Here is a 17,609-nt window from a genome sequence, read left to right on the forward strand (position 1 = left end):
CCGGCCGCCGGGCTCAGGAGACCGCAGCGGCCGGGCGCGCGGGCTCCGGGTCGCGGGTGCGCCGACGCGTCGGCAGCAGCAGCGGCGTGGCGAGCAGCAGCACCCCGGACGCGGTGATCGCGGCGAGCGGGCCGACGACGGTGGCGAGGACGCCCCACAGGGTCATCAACGCGGCCTGGGTGAGCCGGCCGGTGACGCTCCACGCGGTCAGGACCTGTGCGGTGTGCGCCTGCGGGGTCCGACGCAGGCGCTCAGTCGCGTAGATCGGGTTGAACACGCCCATACACGTGATGAGCACCGACTCGACGGCGATCACGGTCAGCAGTCCGGTGGTCCCCGGGTGGGTGAACGCGAGACCGAGCGGAACGATCGACCGCAGCCAGCCGGACACCGTCGTCACCCGCTGCTGCCCGTACCGCCGCACGAGGCGCGGGCTCAGTCGTGCGCCGAGCACGCCGCCGAGCGCGGAGACGCCGAAGACCAGCCCGTACTGCCAGGCCGCCACCGGTACTCACCCAGCAGGAGCACCGCCAGCAATGGCGCGGTCGCCATGATCAGGCCGCCGACCAGCACCGAGTTGAGGAACAGCCGCCACAGCACCGGGTCGCGGCGCACGAACAGCCAGCCCACGCCCAGGTCAGCGGCACGCGAGCTGCCCGCCGGGACGCGGGGCGCCGCCGTGTCGCCGACTCGGATCCGCCGTACCGCGAGCGCCGACAGCAGGTGGCTCACGGCGTCGGCGGTGATGGTGACGACTGGGCCGAGCAGCCCGACGAGCGCGCCCCCGAGCGGCGGCCCGGCCGCCGTCGCGGCCCAGCTCGTCGCCTCGAACCGCCCGTTCGCCGCCAGCAGCCGATCACCGCGGACCAGGCTCTTCAGGTACGCCCCGGACGCGGCGGTGAACGTGATGCCGGCCGTCCCGCAGACCACCGCGACGACGAGCAACTGGCCGTAGGACAACACCCCGAGCGCGTACGCGGCCGCCACGCTCGCCAGCGCCGCGAACCGGACCAGATCCGTCGCGACCATCACCGGCAGCTTGGGCCGGTACGCCACCCACGGGCCCAGCGGGACCGCCAGCACCGCCGCCACGGCGAGCCCGGCCGCCTCCAGGAGCGACACCGCGAACGCCGACGAATCAAGCACCCGCACCGCGATCAGCGGAAACGCGCCGAACGCCAGCCAGGTGCCGTACGTGCTCACCGCGTAGGCCGACCACAGCCACCCGAAATCCGATCCCCGTCTCCGCACGCCCGCCCCCGTCACCGATGCCCCGCGCATCAGACCGGCCGCGCGGGTGCCGCAGCAAACAACCGCCGCCCGGCGCGCCACAACCATCGGCTGGAGCCGCCTACTGTGGGCCGGTGGACAGCGAGGCGGTGCGGTCGTTCGTGCGGGCGGCCGAACTCGGGCAGTTCCGGCACGCCGCCGACGAGCTGGGCGTCACCCAGCAGGCCGTGTCGAAGCGGATCGCCGCGCTGGAGCGCGAGCTGGGAGTGCGGCTGTTCACCCGTACACCCCGGGGCGTCGAGCTGACAGGCGACGGCCGGGCATTCCTCCCGCACGCCCGGGGCGTCGTCGCGGGCGCGGACCGCGCGGTCGCCGCGGTCCGGCCCGGCGCGCGGGCGCCGCGCGTCGACGTGCTCGGCCTGCGCAGCGCGCAGGCCGTCCTGCTGCACGACTACTGGCGCTCCCACCCGGGCGTCGACCTCGACGTGGTGACGCTGCGGGTCGACGATCCCCGGCAGGTCGCCGCCGCGGTCCGGGCCGGCGACGTGGACGCCGCGTTCCGCACCGTCACCGACCCGGCCGCGCTGCCGCCCGAGGTACGGATGGTCCGCGCCTTCGACTCGCCGCTGCAACTGCTCGCCGGGCCCCGGCATCCGCTCGCGTCCGCGCGCACGCTCACGCCGTCCCAGCTGCGCGGACACCGGCTCCGGGTGCCGGGCATCGTGCCGGGCAGCGAGTGGGGCGAGTTCTACGAGCAGCTCGCCGACGCCTTCGACCTGTGGGTGGACGCGACCGGGCCGAACTTCGGCACCGAGGTGCTCCTCGACACGCTCGCGGACTCGGCGGACGTGGCGACGCTCGTCGGCGCCCGGGACCGCTACCTCTGGCCCGCCGACCACGACCTGCGCCGCATCCCGATCACGGGTCCGGCGCTCGCGTACCCGATCAACCTCATGCTGCCCCGGACCGGCCCGCACCCGGGGCTGCGGCCGGTGATCCGCCACTTCGCGGGCCTACCGCCGCTGACCGGGCCGGCCTGGCGGCCCTCGTGGGCCGCATGATCAGGGCTGCGGTGCTCGCCGCGCCAGGTGGACCGTGACGTCGGCGGTGACCTCGACCGTGCCGGGCAGGACGTCCCGGACGCGGCGGAACACCTGTTCGCGTACCGGCGGCGGCAGTTCGAGATAGGCCGAGACGGTCGACAGGAGACCGACGAGGTCGTCGGCGCTCATGGGGATCCGGCGCTCGATCGCCGTCTGCCGCACGTCGGTGAACCACTCGGAGGCGCGCAGCTCGGTGCCGGGCCACTGCATCTCGGCCGCCGGTGACGTCCCGTCCGGCGACGGGATCTCGTCGTCGGCGAGGTACTCGGCGCGGGCGGCGGCGACCGCGTCGCGCAGGGCCGGGTCGGCCAGCCGCAGCGGCCCGCCGAACGAGGCGAACACACCATCGGGCGCCAGCAGCGCGGCCACCCGCTCCCATCGCCGGTCCGGGACCGTCCAGTGCAGCGCCGCCGCCGCGTACACCAGGTCGTGGCGCTCGCCGGCGGGCAACTCCTCGAACGCGGCCTGCCGGACCCGCACGTCGGCGGGCACGTGCCGGCGCAGCTCGGCGAGCATCGCGGCGTCCGGGTCGGTGGCGGTGACCGTGATGCCGCGCCGGGCGAACAGCCGGGTCGCCTTGCCGGTCCCGGCGCCGATCTCCAGCGCGGTCCGGACGGGCCTGCCCGCGTAGGCCAGCACCAGATCGGCGAGTTCCTCCGGATAGCCGGGCCGGAACCGCTCGTACGCCTGCGCGGCCGCTCCGAAGCTCAACGCACGACCCGGCATGCCGAGCATCCTCCCACGGTCGTCCGTTCGTTCGCGGCTATCGTGCGCGGTGTGGGCGCACCCGGCTGGCTGGACGACACCCGTACCTCCTACGACACAGTGGCGTCCAGTTACGCCGACCTGCTGCGCGACGCCCTGGCGAACGAGCCGTTCCAGCGCGGCATCCTCATGCTCTTCGCCGAGCTGGTTCGGGCGCGGGGGAGCGGGCCGGTCGCGGACGTCGGCTGCGGGCCGGGCCGGATCACCCGGCATCTGCACGATCTGGGCCTGAGCGCGTTCGGCATCGACCTGTCACCGGCGATGATCGACCTGGCGCGGCGCGACCACCCGGGCCTGCGCTTCGAGGTGGGCTCGATGACCCGTCTCGACCTCACCGACGAGTGCCTGACCGGGTTGCTCGCCTGGTTCTCCCTGATCCACGTCCCGGACGACGAGGTGCCCGCCGTCCTCGCCGGATTCCACCGTGTGCTGCGGCCCGGCGGCGTCGTGCTGCTCGGATTCCACGCCGGTGACGGCAGCCGGCTCAAGACACAGGGGTACGGCGGGCACCCGATGCGCGTCCACGCGCACCGCCGTCCACCGGGGCGGGTCGCGGCCTGGCTGACCGACGCCGGGTTCACCGTCGAGGCCGAGATGACGCATCGCCCCGCGCCGGACGTCGAGGGCGGATTCGTCTTCGCCCACCGGTGACGTGCCGTCCTACGCGTCCGGGTCCCACGCCGCGATCCGGTCCAGTACGCGCCGGTCGCCCTCGATGGTGAGCGCGTCCAGCGGTATCCGGCCGTAGAAGGCCAGGCCAGTTCACCGGCGGTGGAACGGGCGGCGGTGTCGGCCGGGCCCGCATCGTCTCCGGCGGGCAGGCGGGTGACCTGTACGCCGTCGGGGGAGAGCCGCACGCGCCACCATCCGCCCTCGGTGACGTGGTAGTCGAGGACGGCGGGCTCGTACGGCCACGGCACAGTGGTCGCGCAGCAGGTGAACAGGAAGTCCTCCACACCGTCGAGGGCCACCTCGACCGGCAACGGCTGCGGTGCGCCCACTGTGAGCTGGGCGTCGTAGGTGTGCACCGCGATCTCCTGAAGCTGGTGCCGGGCGACGGCGCCACAGGTCTGCGGGGACTGCGACGTGTCCCACCACGTCCAGCAGCCACGATCGGGCCCGGCGTCGCGCAGCGCGACGAGCAACTGCTCGGTGGACTCGGCCAGCCAGTCCCGCAGCGCCGTACGCTTCCGGGGCGCGCCCGGACCGCCGGGCGCGGCCCGCCCGGGCGCCTCGGGGCCGGCGGCGACGGTGGCCGCCCAGGAGCGGCGTCCCTCGCCGATGTGCCGGGCCAGGTCGAACAGCGTCCACCCGGGACAGGTGGGCACCGGCGCGTCGAGGTCCGGCGCGGCGGCGACCGCGTCCCGGAACGCGGCCGACCGGTCGTCGATCAGCCGCAGCCGATCGGGAAACGTCAGGGGTTCGGTCACTCCGGCTGTCTACCACCGTCCCCGGGAGCCGGACAGCGAGTTTCGGCGCGCACGTGCGCGGCGACGGCGTCGGCGACCTGCTCGGGCGGGGCGGAGGCGTCGATCAGACGGGCGTCGGTCACCGACGCGAACGTGGCGAGCGCCCGGGCGGCGTGGTCGTGCCGCCAGCCGCGCGCGCCGGCCTCGACCTGATCGGCGTCGATGCGCTCGCGCAACCGGTCCTCGGGGAGCGTGAGCACGACCTCGCGGACGTCGGCGCCCGCCTCGCGGATGCCGCCGAGGATCTCCGCGCGGTACGCCGGATCGAGCAGGCTCATCGGCACGATCCAGACGCCCCCGTGGTGTCGGTCCAGGCCGGTGACGGTCTGCACGACGAGGTGACGCCACAGCGGCAGGTCCTGGAAGTCGCCGGTCGGCGGGGTGACGAACGCGGTGAGCATCGAGCCGAGGAACTCCGGGTCGAACAGCCGCGCGTCCGGCAGCGCGCTCGTGAGCAGCCGTGCCGTGGTCGTCTTGCCGACGCCGAAAGCGCCGTTGAGCCAGACAATCATGGGCATGATCATGGCACGGGCGTTGCTAGCCTCATGCGGTGAGCTTCGATGTGGACGCTTCCGCGTACGGCCGGTCCATGGGCCGATTCGCCGAGGCGTTGGCGGTGCGCTTCGCCGACGCCGCGGGTGTCACGCCGGGGCAGCGGGCGCTTGACGTCGGGTGCGGGACCGGCGCGTTGACCGCGGAGCTGGTGGCACGGCTGGGCCCCGAGGTGGTGTCGGCCGTCGACCCGTCGGCGCCGTTCGTGGAGGCGGCCCGGGTACGCCTGCCGCAGGTGGAGATCAGGCGGGCGTCGGCCGAGCTGCTGCCGTTCCCAGACGGCGGCTTCGACGTCACCCTCGCCCAGCTCGTCGTGCACTTCATGACGGACCCGGTGGCCGGCCTGCGGGAGATGGCCCGGGTGACCCGCCCCGGGGGCGTGGTGGCGGCCTGCGTGTGGGACCACGCCGGCGGGCGCGGGCCGCTGACCGTGTTCTGGCAGGCGGTCCGGTCGCTCGACCCGGACGCGTACGACGAGTCGGGGCTCGCTGGGGCGCGGGAGGGCGACCTCGCCGACCTGTTCGCCGCCGCCGGTCTGCGGGACGTGCAGTCGTCCATGCTCACCGTCCGGGCGAGTTTCGCGAGCTTCGACCAGTGGTGGGAGCCGTACACGCTCGGGGTGGGCCCGGCCGGGGACCACGTCCAGCGGCTCGACGTCGCGGGCCGCGCGGCGTTGCGCGACAGGTGCGCGTCGCTGCTCGGCGACCGGTGGCCGGTGGAGGTGCCGGCCTCGGCCTGGACGGCGATCGGCCGGACGCGGTAGGCGGTCAGTCGGCGAAGTCGACACCGGCCAGCGACACGCCCCGGTACGCGGCGAGGCGCTCGGCCTCCGCGACCACCGCGTCGCGGGTGCTGCCGGTGAGCTTGCGCCACGGCTGGACAGCGACGGTGAACGTCCGGCCGGACTTGCGGGGACGCCAGGCGCCGGCCAGCTCACCGTCGGCGAGCACCGCTCCGGGGCGGCCCAGCACCGGCCACAGTTCCTTGGCGCGGGCCGCGTCCGGCACCAGCGTCGCCCGGTCCTTCGCCTGGAGGAACAGGTCGAACGGGCCGAGCAGGCGGGTCGTCGTGGCGTCCGCCGACGCCAGCGCCGCCTCGTCGGCGGCGAGCAGCCAGCGCGTCTCACCGTCGACGCTCACCTCGACCGCGTCGCGCGGCCAGCGGGCCTTGACCTCCTTGACCGGGGCGTCGAGGTAGTCGGCGACGTGCTTCGGGGTGGCCGGGCCGAGCAGCCGCAGGTAGGCGCGGATGAGATCGAACCGGTCGCCGGGCGTGGCTGCCGGACGGAAGGCGCGGATGCGTTCCAGCACCGGCGGTGACGTGTCGAGCCGCAGCTCCAGCCCGGCGCGTACGGCGGCCAGCCGGAACGGCATCTCGTAGAGGTGGGTCGCGTCGCAGGGACGGCAATGCCGCAGGTAGGGCTCGGGCATCAGCTCGGCGAGCCGCCCGGAGACCTCGCCCTTGGCCGTCGGCTCGCGGACGATCTCCCGCATCCGCGTGGCCACCTCGTCCAGCGCGGCGAGGATGCCGATGCCGGCCGCCTTCAACGGCTTCGCCGCGTCGTAGATGCGCTTGCCCGCGTCGGCGTCGGAGAACGGCTCGACCGCGGCGGCCACCGCTCCCACGTCGGCGCGTCGGTAGAGGTGCGGGGCGCCGCGTACGGTCCAGAGCATGACCACGTCGTCGCCGGTCAGCGAGGTCACGTCGACCCCGCGCGTGGCCAGCGCCCAGCGCCCGCCGTCGGGGCCGGTGTCCTGCACGCCGATGTCGAGCACCGCGGTGTCGGCGAGCGGGCCCTGCGCCCGGTCGAGTTGCTGAGCGCGTACGCGGAAGGCCATGACCTGACGCCTGTCGACCACCGACACAGCGTAGGCGGCGGCACCGACATCTCCGGGCCAGCGCGCGGCCCGGCGCGGCGGGTGCCGTCAGCGAGCGGCGCGCGGCACTGAATCCGTCCGCCGGTCGCCGCCGGAGCGCTTGAGCAGGAACACCCCGCCGCCGATGAGAACGAGGCTGAACACGATTCCGAACAGATTGCCCTCGGCGAGCGTGCCGAAGATGCCGAGCAGGCCGAAGATGACGGCCACACCCCCGACGAGACGCATGACGTAACGACCGACCGACTTGCCCCGCGAATCCACCATGGACGGTACTACGCCTACGACCCGGCCTGGGGAGCGGACGAGGCGGCGTTGATGAGCAACGGCGGCGGGGACGAGTGGGCTGTCGTCTTCACCCCGGAGGGCGCCTTCATCCGGGTCTTCGACCATGAGTCGTCCATGTCGCCGTACGCCGACGACGACGTCGAACTGTGGCCGGGCCTGCTCGACGGCCTGCCGGCGCAGTTCCGCGGGCTGGTGGACGAGCCCGCGTTCGGCGACGAGGGACGGTTCGTCGCCACCGCTGTCCTGTGGCGGCTGACGGGCGACGACCGCTGGCACGCCGGTCAGGGAATCGACTTCCCGCCGTTGCGTGGGCCGTACGACCACACCGGGCCGGACGGCTCGCCGATGCTGGAGATTCTCTGCGACGACGTCGTGGACGAGTTCGTGGAGTTCGCCGGCGACTACCACGAGGTGGCGCTGGATCGGGAGGCGGTCGCGGCGGTGGTCGCCCACCGGCCGCTCACGGAGGCGCTGGTGCGGGCCGTGAACCCGGAGGCGTCGCTCGCCGCGGTCCGCGCCGATGTCGAGGCCATGGGTTACCCGGTCGTCTGAGAACGACGGGTCAGCGGGCGGCGAGCAGCCGTTCGCGGACCTCGCGGCGCAGGATCTTGCCGATCTGGGAGTACGGCAGTTCGTCGACGATCACGACCCGGCGCGGCACCTTGTAACCGGCCAGGCGGGTGCGGCACGAGGTCCGGATCGCCTCCGGGTCGCCGGCCACCGCCGGGTCGACCACCACCGCCGCGACGACCTCCTCGCCGTCTGCGGTGGGCATCCCCACGGCGGCGGCCTCGCGTACGCCGGGGACGCGGCGCAGCGCCTCCTCCACCTCGGACGGGTAGACGTTGAAGCCGCCGGTGATGATCAGCTCCTTGATCCGGTCGACCACAGTGACGAAGCCGTCGGCGTCCATGGTGACGATGTCGCCGGTGCGCAGCCAGCCACCGGGCAGCAGCACCTTCGCGGTCTCCTCCGGCCGGTGCCAGTAGCCGGAGAACACCTGCGGGCCGCGGACCAGCAGCTCACCGGCCTCGCCCGGGGCGCGGTCGCGGGACGGGTCCTCCGGGTCGACGATGCGTACGTCGGTGGAGGGGAACGGCACGCCGACGGTGCCGGGCCGCCGGGTCGGCGCGACCGGGTTGCCGACGGTGATCGGGGAGGTCTCGGTCATCCCGTACCCCTCGACCAGCAGGCCGCCGGTCACCTGTTCCCACAGTTCCACGGTGGCCGGTGGCAGCGACATCGCGCCGGACAGCGCGTACCGGATGGAGGTGAGGTCGACGCCGCGCTCGCGGGCGACGGTGGCCAGCTTCGCGTAGACCGGCGGCACCGCGGGCAGGAACGTCGGCGGGCGGCGGCGGACCGCGTCGAGCACCTGGTCGGCGTCGAAGCGGGGGAACAGCACCAGCGTGGCCCCGATGCTCACCGCGAAGGTCAGGCAGAGCGTCAGCCCGTAGGCGTGGAACAGCGGCAGCACCGCGTACACCGTCTCCGCGCCGTCGCGCAGGCCGGGCACCCAGGCGCGGCCCTGCGCGGCGTTGGCCCGCAGGTTGCGGTGGGTGAGCACCGCGCCCTTGGGCTCGCCGGTGGTGCCGCCGGTGTACTGGAGCAACGCGACGTCGCCGGCCTCCGGCGCGGGATGCCCGGCGGGCAGCGGCCCGGCAGCGGCGACCAGGTCCGACCAGGCCAGGGCGCCGGGCGCGGGGGCGGTCATCGCGGCGCGGGCGGCGCGGACCTTCGGCAGCGGCGCCCGCAGCGCCCAGCGCTTGAGCCGCGGCAGCGCCGCGGTCAGGTCGACCGCCACCACGGTACGCACGGCGCCGCGTCCCGCCACCAGCGGCGCGACCTTGTCCCACGCGATCGCGACCGTGGCGCCGTGGTCGGTGAGCTGCCGGTCCAGCTCGTCGGCGGTGTAGAGCGGGTTGTGCTCGACCACGACCGCGCCGAGGCGCAGCACGGCGTAGAAGGCGACCACGTGCTGCGGGCAGTTCGGCAGCACCAGCGCCACCCGGTCGCCCGGGCCGACGCCGAGCCGGCGCAGCGCCTCGGCGGCGCGGGCCACCTGCTCGGCCAGCTCGGTGAACGTGGTGGTGGCGCCGTAGAAGTCGAGCGCGACGCGGGGGCCGAACCGTCCGGCCGCCTCGGTGAGCAGGTCGACGAGCGAGCCGTCCGGCTCGGCGATCTCGGCCGGTACCCCCGGCGCGTAGCTACGGGTCCAGGGTCGCTGGGTGGTCGCGTCCATCGCCGTTACTCCTCGTCGCGCGGATGACGACCCCAGCCTAACGTGACCGGGCGGTAACCTACGCTAACGTAGGTTGCCGGGTAGGTCACACCTGCGCAGGTCAGTGCCGGCGTGTCGAATGCTGGTGCACCACCCGCCGGCCCTTCACGATGCCGACGATGATGACCGCGGCGAGCGCGATCACGCCGATGATCACGAGCCAGCGGACCGCCTCCAGCAGCAGCCCGAGCAGGATGATCACACCGGCGACCACGCCGACCACCCAGAGCAACGCGCGCATGTCCCAGCCTCCCGTCGTACGGTCGGCGTCCGCTTTCCCGCTGGTCGTGCGGCCATGCGCGGCCGGGCCGGTCAGTGCCGGGCCACGTACACGGTGTTCGCCGCCTCCCGGCCCTGCAACGGGTTCGGGAACCGGACGACGTGCGCCACCGAGGTCGGGAACACCTCGGTGAGCGTGCGCTGGAACGCCGGGTCCGGCGGGTCGTTCGACCAGAGCGCGAAGACCCCCTGCGGATGCAGCAGCGCGGCCAGACGGCGCAGCCCGTCGACCGTGTAGAACGCGGCGTGGCTCGGGTGCAGCACCTGGCGGGGGGAGTGGTCCACGTCCAGCAGCACGGCGTGGAAGCGGCGGCCCGGCTCGTCGGGGTCGAAACCGCCGTCGGCGACCGCGGCGAAGAAATCCGCCCGGACGAACCGGGTACGCGGATCAGCGGCCAGGCCGGCGGCGAACGGCAGCAGGTCCCGGCGGTGCCAGTCGATCACGTCCTCGATCGCCTCGACCACCAGCAGCGAGCGCACCCGGGGATCCTCCAGCGCGGTCCGCGCCGTGTAGCCGAGGCCCAGCCCGCCGACCACCACGTCCAGCTCCGTGCCGGTGAGCGGGGCCAGCCCGAGCCGGGCCAGTTCGATCTCCGCCACCGGGAAGGCGCTGGACATGAGGTACTCGTCGTCGAGCTTCACCTCGTACACCTCGGAGCCAAGCGCCGGGTCGCGCCGCCGCCGCAGGCTGATCTCGCCGATCGGTGTCTCCCGCCAGGCCAGTTCCTCGAAACGCGCGCCCACCCGGTGTCCTCTCCGCCGATCCGTCCCCGGATGCTACCGGCCGGCCCCGGCCCGGCCCGGCGAAACCCCGGCGCGCGGCGCTCAGTCGGCGGGGCGGGTGGCCACCACGACCGTGTCCAGCGCGTCGACGGCGCCGTCGCTCGTCGGGACCGGCCGGCGCGTGGTCTCGGCCCGCTGGACCCGCAGCCCGGCCAGACCGTCGACCACCGCCTCGGGGGTGAGCAGCACGGCGGGGTCCTGCGGGCCGCCGGTGCCACCGGTGAGGTTGGCCAGGTCGTGCCCGACCACCACGAGCGTGCCGCCGGGACGCAGCGCCGACTTCGCCGCGGCGAGCACGCCGGCAAAGTCGGCGGCGGGCAGGTGCAGGTAGCTGATCAGCACCAGGTCGTAGCTGTTCGGCACCGGCCGGTACGCGGTCACGTCCGCGACCCGCCAGTCGACAGTCACGCCCCGCGCGGCGGCCATCTGCCGCCCCCGCTCGACGGCCACGGTGGAGAAGTCCACCGCGTTCACCCGCCAGCCCTGACCGGCCAGCCAGACCGCGTTGCGTCCCTCGCCGGCAGCGATGTCCAGCGCCGATCCGGGGGTCAGCCCGGTGACCGACTCGACCACGAAACGGTTGGGCTCAGCGCTCCACACCAGTCCGGGCGTGTCGGCGTACCGGCCGTCCCAGGCGCTGCTGTCCACTGTGTCCCCTTCCTCGGCGGCCCCACACCGCCATGGTGACCGTACCGGCCACGGCAACCGCTCCCACGGCGAGTCCCCAGACCGGCGGCAGCTGCTGTGCGAGCACGAACACGCCCATCACCACGACGAACCAGCCGAACCCGCGGCGCAGCAGATCGGCCGGGATCCGCCCGGCGAGCCGGCCACCGAGCAGGCTGCCGACGACCGCGGCGACCGTCACCGCGCCGGCCAGCCCCCAGTGGATCTGCACGCTGGACAGGTAGCCGGCCAGGCCGGCGAACGACTTCATCGCGATGACGACGAGCGAGGTGCCGACCGCCACCGGCATCGGCAACCCACCCAGCAGGGCCAGAGCCGGTACGACCAGGAAGCCGCCGCCCGCGCCGACCAGGCCGGTGACCAGACCGACGACCACGCCGTCCCCGACCACCCGCAGCATCGGCAGCTCGTGCGGCTTCGGCCGGCCCTCGGCGGACCGGCGGCCCCGGAGCATCGCGACCGCGGTGGCCAGCATCATCAGGGCGAACCCGGTGAGCAGGACGCCGGCCGGGACGAACTCGGCCAGCCGGCCGCCCGCGTACGCGCCGGTCATGCCGGCCACGCCGAAGATGAGCCCGGTACGCCAGCGGACCCGGTTCGCCCAGGCGTGCGGCAGCACGCCCACCGCGCTGGTCACGCCGACGACGAGCAGCGAGGTGGCGATGGCCTCCTTCGCGGGCAGGTCGGCGACGTAGACCAGCAGCGGCACCGCGAGGATCGACCCGCCGCCGCCGAGCAGGCCCAGCGTCACGCCGATCAGCACCGCGCCGGCCAGCGTCAGCGCGAGGGTGGTCACCTACGGCCCCCGTCGCGCAACTGCCCCACGATCGTGTCGAGGTCGCAGCTCGCGCCACGGTTGTACGGCAGCTTGCTCAGCAGCATGCCCATGGCGCAGGTGTTGGTGAGCGCGGCGAACGTGAGGCCCGCGCCGATGAACGCGGCGACCCACTTCAGGCCGGGCACGAGCACCGAGCCGAGCACGGCGGCGAGCACGATCGCGCCGGCGACGAGGCGCACCTGGCGCTCCAGGTCCCAGCGGGCCCGGCCCTGGTTGACCTGCGCGCCGGTGGCCTGCCAGGCCAGCATGCCGCCGTCGAGCACCTTGAGGTTGGGCAGGCCGACGGCGCCGAGCGCCTGGCCGGCCTGGCTCGCCCGGGCGCCGGAGCGGCAGACGAGCACCACGTCCTCGCCCAGGTGGTTGCGCAGCTCGGCGCGGTGCTCGCGGAGCAGGTCCAGCGGCACGTTGTACGCGCCGGGGATGTGCGCCGCCTCGAACTCGCCGGGCGTACGCACGTCCAGCATCCGGGGCGGACGGCCGGCGGCGATCAGCTCGCGCAGGGTGGCCGCGTCGATGGTGGTGGGGGTGGTCGTGGTCATGCTGTCTCCTTGACTGTTTTCGGGCAGGCACCATCGCCGGCCGGCGTGTCGGCACGCCGGCCGGGCGTCGGGGAAGAGGGTCAGGCGGCGGGCGCCATCCGTACGCCGGCCTCCGCGGCCCGGGCGTACGCGTCGTCGATCAGCACCACGTCGCGGCCGGCGTTGGCGAGCAGGGACGCGGCTGCGGTGGCCCGGTAGCCGGAGCCGCAGTGCACCCAGATCGTCCCGGCGGGGATGTCGGCGAGCCGCTTCGGCACGTCCGGCAGCGGCACGTGCACTGCGCCGTCGATGTGCCCGGCCTTCCACTCGTTGGTCATCCGCACGTCGAGGACGACCTGCGGCTCGGGCAGTCCGGCCGGGGTCTTCCCGGCCTGCGCGGCGGCAAGCGCCGGGAAGTCGGCCACGGGCATCTCGCGCAGCTGCGCCGGGTCGCCGGCCCACTGCTCGGGTTCGCCGGTGGCCTGCGCGGCCGGGCGGTCGATGCCGATGCGGACCAGTTCCCGCTGGGCGTCGGCGACCTGCTCCGGGGTCTGCGCCAGGAACGTCACCGGCACGCCCCAGTCGATCAGCCAGCCGAGCCACGTCGACATCGGCCCGTCCAGGCCGAGGCTGACGGTGCCGGCCAGGTGCGAGGTCGCGTACGCCTTGCGGTGGCGCAGGTCGACCACCCACTCGCCGGCGGCGATGCGACGGCGCAGCTCGTCGGCGTCGGCGCGGGCCACCGGTGTGAGGTCGACCGGGGCGGGCCCGGCCGCGTTCGCCACGCCCATGTGGGCGTAGTACGCCGGGTAGGCGTCCAGCCCGGCCAGCGTCTCGGTGACGAACCGGTCGGCGGCCAGCCGCAGCACCGGGTTGGCCTCCTTCTCCCGGCCGATCGTCGACTCGGGGGCGTCGGCCTGGCTGGCTGAGCAGAAGCTGCCGAAGCCGTGCGTGGGCCACACCTGCGCGCCGTCGGGCAGCAGGTCGGCGAGCTTGCGGGCCGAGGCGTGCTGGTGGTGCGCCAGTTCGTGCGCGTACTGCTGGCCGAGCAGGTCGGTACGGCCGGTGGTGCCGAACAGCAGCGACCCGCCGGTGAACACGCCGGCCGGCGTCCAGCCGCCGTCGCGCTCGTCGAGCACGTACGACAGGTGGTGGAACGTGTGGCCCGGCGTGCCGAGCACCCGCAGCCGCATCGTGTCCGAGACCGGCACGGTGTCGCCGTCGGAGACCGGCGTGCGGTCGAACTCGACGGTGTCGGCGGCGGCCACCAGGTACTGCGCGCCGGTGATCCGGGCCAGCTCCAGGCCGCCGGAGACGTAGTCGTTGTGGATGTGCGTCTCCACCACGTGGGTGATCCGTACGCCCTTGGCGCCGGCCAGGTACAGGACGCGGTCGATGTCGCGCTGCGGGTCGACCACGATCGCCACGCGGCCGTCGGAGGCCAGGTAGCTGCGGTCGCCGAGCGAGGAGGTCGCGATGACGGACACGTCGAGAGTCATGTCGTTCCTCTCTTTGCCTTATATACCCCGGGGGGTATGCGTGGGACGGTCTGCGGCCCGGGTTCTCCGGGTAGTGGTTTACCCACCCGCGCCGTGGTCACACGGCGCGGGTGGGATTCAGCTGGTCAGGCGGGCGCCGTCAGGGGGGCGCCGTCAGGCGAGGGACAGGAAGAGCTTCTCCAGCTCCTCCTCGGTCATCTCCGGCTCCTCGCCGGCCTGGCGGGCGGCGTCGCAGTAGCGCATGCCGGAGGCGATGATCTTGAAGCCGGCCCGGTCGATGGCCTTCGAGACCGCGGCGAGCTGGGTCAGCGCGGCGCGGCAGTCCTCGCCGTTCTCCATCATCTCGATGACGGCGTTGAGCTGCCCCCGGGCCCGCTTGAGCCGGGTCAGCGCCTCGCCGGTCATCTCGGGTCGAAGATTCACGTCGCACCTCCTGTGCTCGAAGATACCCCAGGGGGTACCCCTGTTGCCACCCCGATCAGACGCCGGCCTGAGCCCGGACCTCGTTCATGTCGAGGTCACGCACGGCCCGGATCAGCTCCTCCAGCCCGGCCGTCGGCAGAGCGCCCGGCTGGGCGAACACCAGCACGCCGTCCCGGAACGCCATGAGTGTCGGGATCGACCGGATCTGCGCCGCGGCCGCGAGGGCCGGCTCGGCCTCGGTGTCGACCTTGCCGAAGACGATGTCCGGATGCTGCTCGGCGGCCTTCTCGTAGACCGGCGCGAACGCCCGGCAGGGGCCGCACCAGCCGGCCCAGAAGTCGACCAGGACGATGCCGTCCCGGTTGACGGTCTCCGCGAAGTCGGCGGTGGTCAACGCCACGCTGGCCATCAGTACCTCCGTTGGTTCGGGTTCCGGCATGTGTAACACACCCCCGGGGGTATCCATTCCGGGTGGGTGCCTGGTTCGGCGCGCCTTGATCTCACCTTTGACGGGTCCGGCCGCCTTGATCGACTCCAGTTCGGGGAGGTGGTGTGGTGGTTCAGGTGGGTGTGATGCAGCCACGTCGGGGAGCTGGCGGGGCGGGCGCTTCGGGGGTCTCGCTTGGGTGTGGTGCGTGGCCCACACCTGCCCCTGTCTTGATCCACTTCACCTCGGGGAGGTGGTCGGGTCCGGGCTGGTGGGATGCGGCCACCTCGGCGTACTTGCGCCCGGCCTGGCGCGGGCGCGGGCGTGCCGGTGTTCGGGCGAAGCGGGGTGGGCGCTCACCCTGTGGCTTGATCGACCCCAGTTCGGGGAGATGGTCGGGTTCGGGTGGGTGGGATGCGGCCACTTCGGCGTACTGGCGGAACGGGCCGACAACCGAGGGGCGGTGAGGGACACGCAGGGTCGCCGGGGCATCGACGGAGCGCTTATCCTGTGCGCCGACCATCCCGGCGGGAAGGGACCCGATGGCGTCGCGGCAGGACCAGCTGCACTCGTACCAGTTCACCGTCCAGCGGGCGGTCGCCGCGCTCGTCATGCGGGAGACCGACCCGCCGCAGTCCCCGTTCCGCCGCCTGGCCGGCGCCGGTCTGGCCAGCGTCCTGGTCGCGGCGATCGCGCTCGGCGGGGTCGCCCTCTACGGCCTGTTCACCGGCGGCGGTGACTCGTGGCGCGAGACGGGCGCGGTGATCGTGGAGAAGGAGTCGGGCGCGCGGTTCGTCTACCGGGACGAGAAGCTGCACCCGGTGCTCAACTACGCCTCCGCGCTGCTGATCATCGGGGCGGAGCAGCCCAGAACGGTGCTGGTATCCCGCCGCGCCATCGAGGGGGTGCCGCGCGGCCTGCCGCTGGGCATCGCCGACGCGCCGGACTCGCTGCCCGCGCCGAACCGGCTGGTCCGCGACGCGTGGACGCTCTGCTCCATGGAGGGGGACGAGAGCGGGCGCGGCGAGGCCCGGTCGGTGCTGCTGATCGGGCGGGAGGCCACCGGCGGCCGGGCGCTCGGCGACCAGGGCCTGCTGGCACGCCACCCGGACGGCGGCCTGCACCTGGTGTGGCACGACCGGCGCTACCTGCTGCGCGACACCGACCGGGTGCTGGCCGCGCTGGCGGCCACCCGGGAACGGGCGGTGCCGATCGCGGCGGCGCTGCTCAACTCGCTGCCGGCCGGCGCCGACCTGGCCCCGCCGCCGGTCGGCGACCTCGGTGAGCCGTCCGAGCGGGTCACCGGCGCGACTGTGGGTGACGTCTACCTGGTGCGCAACTCCGGTGGCGGACGGCAGTACGCGGTGGCCCAGCGCGGCGGACTGGCCGGCATCACCGAGTTGCAGGCGGCGCTGCTGCTGGCGCGCACCGGCCAGGGGGAGCCGGAACCGATCACGCTCGGTCGGTTCGCCGCGCTGCCGAAGCTGCCCGGTCTGGTGCCCGGCGGCCCGGCTGCGCCGCCCGCCGTACCGCCCTCTCTGGCCGCCGCCGAGGGCGGTGCGTTCTGCGCGCGGGCCGGTGACGACACCGGGGTACGCGAGATCCGCGTCGGCGTCACCGCGCCGGACCTCGCCGCCGCCACGCGGACACCCGGCGGCCGGGCCGGGCTCGCCGACGAGGTGGTGGTGGAGCCGGGACGCGGCGCGCTCGTGGAGGCGGTGTCCGCGCCGGGCGCGACCGGCGGCGCGATCTGCGTGGTCACCGACCTGGGACGGCGGTACGCGCTGGCCGGCGCGGAGGTGGCCGGCATGCTCGGGTACGCGGGCGTGCGCCCGGCGCGGCTACCGGCGGGCCTGGTGGACCTGCTGCCTGCGGGCAGCCCGCTCGACCCGGAGGCCGCCCGCGCTGTGGCCGCACCCGCCTGACCGCCAGGAGCACGGGCACAGGCCGGGCGAGAAGAGCAGCGGGTCAGTCAGCGGGGCGGCGCAGCACGGTCACCGCGAAGTCGGCGTCGTCGCGCCATGGGCGCAGGTCCCAGGTGGCGAAGCGGTGCTCGGGGCGCAGCCCGGCGGCGACGGCGTCGGCGTCCAGGTCGGCCACCGGGTAACCGCGGTCGGTGCCGAAGCCGACCACGACCAGGCCGTCCGGGCGCACGTGCGCGGCGACCCGGCCCAGCACGTCGCGTTCGGTGCCGGGGGCGACGAAGACCATCACGTTGCCGGCGAGCACCGCGGCGTCGAACGGTTCGGCCTCGCCCTGTGCGGGCAGGTCCAGCTCGGCCAGGTCGGCGACCAGGAAGCGGGGGCCGGGGTGGTCGGCACGGGCCGCCTCGACGAGTGTCGGGTCGGCGTCCACGCCCACGGCGTCGTGCCCCCGCGCGGCGAGCGCGGCGGCGACCCGGCCGGTGCCGCAGCCGGCGTCCAGCACGCGCCCGCCGGGCGGTACGAGCGCGTCCAGCAGCCGCGCCTCACCGGCCAGGTCGGCGCCCTCGGCGGCGAGCTGGCGGAAGCGGTCCACGTACCACTGGGAGTGGCCGGGCTTCGTGTCGGTCACCCAGCGGGTCGGCTTGCCCATGAGGCCACCGTAGCTG

At 74.3% G+C, this 17,609-nt stretch carries 21 protein-coding genes and 1 pseudogene; 5 read left to right on the forward strand and 17 right to left on the reverse strand.

Features of this window, described 5'->3' with window-relative positions; translation table 11 throughout:
- Positions 1–13: 13 nt before the first annotated feature.
- Together FHU28_RS32725 and FHU28_RS17350 are read right to left on the reverse strand one after the other, a co-directional pair.
- Positions 14–505, reverse strand: coding sequence for an MFS transporter (locus FHU28_RS32725; protein WP_311773607.1), 492 nt, complete (start codon positions 503–505; stop codon positions 14–16).
- On the reverse strand, positions 436–1,251 hold the full coding sequence (locus FHU28_RS17350; RefSeq protein WP_311773608.1) for an MFS transporter: 816 nt from the start codon (positions 1,249–1,251) through the stop codon (positions 436–438). Before FHU28_RS17350 ends, FHU28_RS32725 begins: the two co-directional genes overlap by 70 nt.
- 113 nt (positions 1,252–1,364) lie before the next feature.
- Between FHU28_RS17350 and FHU28_RS17355 the strand changes: the two genes are divergently transcribed.
- Positions 1,365–2,291: a LysR family transcriptional regulator gene (locus tag FHU28_RS17355; protein ID WP_184685490.1), complete on the forward strand. Its 927-nt coding sequence runs from the start codon at positions 1,365–1,367 to the stop codon at positions 2,289–2,291.
- On the opposite strand, the gene FHU28_RS17360 is transcribed toward FHU28_RS17355, so the two are convergent.
- The gene (locus tag FHU28_RS17360) at positions 2,292–3,059 is read right to left on the reverse strand and encodes a class I SAM-dependent methyltransferase (RefSeq protein WP_184685492.1); all 768 of its coding nucleotides are present in this window, start codon (positions 3,057–3,059) and stop codon (positions 2,292–2,294) included.
- 51 nt (positions 3,060–3,110) lie between these two features.
- Here FHU28_RS17360 and FHU28_RS17365 point away from each other — a divergent pair, with 51 nt between their 5' ends.
- Positions 3,111–3,749 (forward strand): class I SAM-dependent DNA methyltransferase, encoded by a 639-nt coding sequence (locus FHU28_RS17365; protein WP_184685494.1) that lies wholly within the window; start codon positions 3,111–3,113, stop codon positions 3,747–3,749.
- 233 nt (positions 3,750–3,982) lie between these two features.
- On the opposite strand, the pseudogene FHU28_RS17370 reads toward FHU28_RS17365, so the two are convergent.
- Positions 3,983–4,528: pseudogene (locus FHU28_RS17370) on the reverse strand (maleylpyruvate isomerase N-terminal domain-containing protein); the annotation flags it as partial.
- Positions 4,525–5,079, reverse strand: a complete 555-nt coding sequence (locus tag FHU28_RS17375; RefSeq protein ID WP_184685496.1) for a P-loop nucleotide/nucleoside kinase family protein — start codon at positions 5,077–5,079, stop codon at positions 4,525–4,527. The pseudogene FHU28_RS17370 and the gene FHU28_RS17375, both read right to left, overlap by 4 nt.
- A gap of 38 nt (positions 5,080–5,117) precedes the next feature.
- Between FHU28_RS17375 and FHU28_RS17380 the strand changes: the two genes are divergently transcribed.
- Complete coding sequence (locus FHU28_RS17380; RefSeq protein ID WP_184685498.1) at positions 5,118–5,882, forward strand: class I SAM-dependent methyltransferase; 765 nt, start codon at positions 5,118–5,120, stop codon at positions 5,880–5,882.
- 4 nt (positions 5,883–5,886) lie between these two features.
- Here FHU28_RS17380 and FHU28_RS17385 read toward each other — a convergent pair whose 3' ends face one another.
- Together FHU28_RS17385 and FHU28_RS17390 are read right to left on the reverse strand one after the other, a co-directional pair.
- Positions 5,887–6,978 carry a winged helix DNA-binding domain-containing protein gene (locus FHU28_RS17385; protein ID WP_184685500.1) on the reverse strand — a complete coding sequence of 364 codons (1,092 nt, stop codon included), beginning with the start codon at positions 6,976–6,978 and terminating at the stop codon, positions 5,887–5,889.
- Between the two features lie 66 nt (positions 6,979–7,044).
- The gene (locus tag FHU28_RS17390; protein ID WP_161565977.1) at positions 7,045–7,206 is read right to left on the reverse strand and encodes a hypothetical protein; all 162 of its coding nucleotides are present in this window, start codon (positions 7,204–7,206) and stop codon (positions 7,045–7,047) included.
- A gap of 108 nt (positions 7,207–7,314) precedes the next feature.
- Here FHU28_RS17390 and FHU28_RS17395 point away from each other — a divergent pair, with 108 nt between their 5' ends.
- Positions 7,315–7,836, forward strand: a complete 522-nt coding sequence (locus FHU28_RS17395) for a hypothetical protein (protein ID WP_184685502.1) — start codon at positions 7,315–7,317, stop codon at positions 7,834–7,836.
- Positions 7,837–7,846: 10 nt separating this feature from the next.
- Here FHU28_RS17395 and FHU28_RS17400 read toward each other — a convergent pair whose 3' ends face one another.
- The 9 genes from FHU28_RS17400 to trxA all read right to left on the reverse strand — a co-directional run bounded on the left by FHU28_RS17400 (position 7,847) and on the right by trxA (position 15,001).
- Positions 7,847–9,526 carry a long-chain-fatty-acid--CoA ligase gene (locus FHU28_RS17400; RefSeq protein ID WP_184685504.1) on the reverse strand — a complete coding sequence of 560 codons (1,680 nt, stop codon included), beginning with the start codon at positions 9,524–9,526 and terminating at the stop codon, positions 7,847–7,849.
- 100 nt (positions 9,527–9,626) lie between these two features.
- Positions 9,627–9,806, reverse strand: a complete 180-nt coding sequence (locus FHU28_RS17405; protein ID WP_043324665.1) for a hypothetical protein — start codon at positions 9,804–9,806, stop codon at positions 9,627–9,629.
- A gap of 71 nt (positions 9,807–9,877) precedes the next feature.
- Entirely contained in the window at positions 9,878–10,588 is a 711-nt protein-coding gene (locus FHU28_RS17410) for a polyamine aminopropyltransferase (protein WP_184685505.1), read from the reverse strand.
- Between the two features lie 81 nt (positions 10,589–10,669).
- Positions 10,670–11,275, reverse strand: a complete 606-nt coding sequence (locus tag FHU28_RS17415) for a class I SAM-dependent methyltransferase (protein ID WP_184685507.1) — start codon at positions 11,273–11,275, stop codon at positions 10,670–10,672.
- The gene (locus tag FHU28_RS17420; protein ID WP_184685508.1) at positions 11,214–12,110 is read right to left on the reverse strand and encodes a sulfite exporter TauE/SafE family protein; all 897 of its coding nucleotides are present in this window, start codon (positions 12,108–12,110) and stop codon (positions 11,214–11,216) included. Before FHU28_RS17420 ends, FHU28_RS17415 begins: the two co-directional genes overlap by 62 nt.
- Complete coding sequence (locus FHU28_RS17425) at positions 12,107–12,691, reverse strand: rhodanese-like domain-containing protein (RefSeq protein ID WP_184685510.1); 585 nt, start codon at positions 12,689–12,691, stop codon at positions 12,107–12,109. The genes FHU28_RS17420 and FHU28_RS17425 overlap by 4 nt, the downstream gene beginning before the upstream one ends.
- Before the next feature lie 80 nt (positions 12,692–12,771).
- On the reverse strand, positions 12,772–14,169 hold the full coding sequence (locus tag FHU28_RS17430) for an MBL fold metallo-hydrolase (RefSeq protein WP_184685512.1): 1,398 nt from the start codon (positions 14,167–14,169) through the stop codon (positions 12,772–12,774).
- Positions 14,170–14,322: 153 nt separating this feature from the next.
- The gene (locus FHU28_RS17435) at positions 14,323–14,592 is read right to left on the reverse strand and encodes a metal-sensitive transcriptional regulator (RefSeq protein WP_013285930.1); all 270 of its coding nucleotides are present in this window, start codon (positions 14,590–14,592) and stop codon (positions 14,323–14,325) included.
- Positions 14,593–14,647: 55 nt separating this feature from the next.
- Positions 14,648–15,001 carry a thioredoxin gene (trxA, locus tag FHU28_RS17440; RefSeq protein ID WP_073830044.1) on the reverse strand — a complete coding sequence of 118 codons (354 nt, stop codon included), beginning with the start codon at positions 14,999–15,001 and terminating at the stop codon, positions 14,648–14,650.
- Between the two features lie 560 nt (positions 15,002–15,561).
- On the opposite strand from trxA, the gene eccB reads away from it, so the two are divergent.
- Positions 15,562–16,944: a type VII secretion protein EccB gene (eccB, locus tag FHU28_RS17445; protein WP_184685514.1), complete on the forward strand. Its 1,383-nt coding sequence runs from the start codon at positions 15,562–15,564 to the stop codon at positions 16,942–16,944.
- Between the two features lie 43 nt (positions 16,945–16,987).
- On the opposite strand, the gene FHU28_RS17450 is transcribed toward eccB, so the two are convergent.
- Positions 16,988–17,593: a class I SAM-dependent methyltransferase gene (locus FHU28_RS17450; RefSeq protein ID WP_184685516.1), complete on the reverse strand. Its 606-nt coding sequence runs from the start codon at positions 17,591–17,593 to the stop codon at positions 16,988–16,990.
- Positions 17,594–17,609 lie beyond the last annotated feature (16 nt).

The organism is Micromonospora echinospora (genome assembly GCF_014203425.1).
In the GTDB taxonomy this organism is placed as follows: domain Bacteria; phylum Actinomycetota; class Actinomycetes; order Mycobacteriales; family Micromonosporaceae; genus Micromonospora; species Micromonospora echinospora_A.

Coding starts and splice junctions, on each gene's coding strand:
- FHU28_RS17360 (WP_184685492.1), bottom strand. CDS start 3,059: ATGCCGGGTCGTGCGTTGAGCTTCGGAGCGGCCGCGCAGGCGTACGAG.
- FHU28_RS17375 (WP_184685496.1), bottom strand. CDS start 5,079: ATGATTGTCTGGCTCAACGGCGCTTTCGGCGTCGGCAAGACGACCACG.
- FHU28_RS17395 (WP_184685502.1), top strand. CDS start 7,315: ATGAGCAACGGCGGCGGGGACGAGTGGGCTGTCGTCTTCACCCCGGAG.
- FHU28_RS17400 (WP_184685504.1), bottom strand. CDS start 9,526: ATGGACGCGACCACCCAGCGACCCTGGACCCGTAGCTACGCGCCGGGG.
- FHU28_RS17405 (WP_043324665.1), bottom strand. CDS start 9,806: ATGCGCGCGTTGCTCTGGGTGGTCGGCGTGGTCGCCGGTGTGATCATC.
- FHU28_RS17425 (WP_184685510.1), bottom strand. CDS start 12,691: ATGACCACGACCACCCCCACCACCATCGACGCGGCCACCCTGCGCGAG.
- FHU28_RS17430 (WP_184685512.1), bottom strand. CDS start 14,169: ATGACTCTCGACGTGTCCGTCATCGCGACCTCCTCGCTCGGCGACCGC.
- trxA (WP_073830044.1), bottom strand. CDS start 15,001: ATGGCCAGCGTGGCGTTGACCACCGCCGACTTCGCGGAGACCGTCAAC.
- eccB (WP_184685514.1), top strand. CDS start 15,562: ATGGCGTCGCGGCAGGACCAGCTGCACTCGTACCAGTTCACCGTCCAG.
- FHU28_RS17450 (WP_184685516.1), bottom strand. CDS start 17,593: ATGGGCAAGCCGACCCGCTGGGTGACCGACACGAAGCCCGGCCACTCC.